Annotated in this window: 1 protein-coding gene; it reads left to right on the top strand. The window is 45.6% G+C overall.

From position 1 onward, the window contains the following. Positions 1-294 (top strand): glycine--tRNA ligase subunit beta (locus BCU12_RS17535; protein ID WP_133153893.1); only part of this gene is annotated, 294 nt, incomplete at both ends.

The raw sequence follows: 294 nt of genomic DNA, 5'->3' as shown, positions 1-294 counted from the left end.
CGGTACAGCTGACCTAGAAGATGACCTTGTTGAAGAAGTGACGTCTCTGGTTGAATGGCCAGTAGTCCTAACTGCGAAGTTCGAAGAAGAGTTCCTAAAAGTACCTTCAGAAGCCTTGGTTTACACCATGAAAGGTGACCAGAAGTACTTCCCTGTCTATTCATACGGAGAAGGCGACGAAAACAAGAAGCTACTGCCTAACTTTATCTTCGTATCGAACATCGAGTCTAAAGAGCCTCGTCACGTTATCGAAGGTAACGAGAAAGTTGTACGTCCACGTCTTGCTGATGCTGA

The organism is Vibrio sp. 10N.261.55.A7 (assembly GCF_002877365.1).
GTDB lineage: Bacteria > Pseudomonadota > Gammaproteobacteria > Enterobacterales > Vibrionaceae > Vibrio.
Note: the sequence above shows the minus strand (reverse complement) of the source record. Positions and strands in the feature narration are given on the sequence as shown.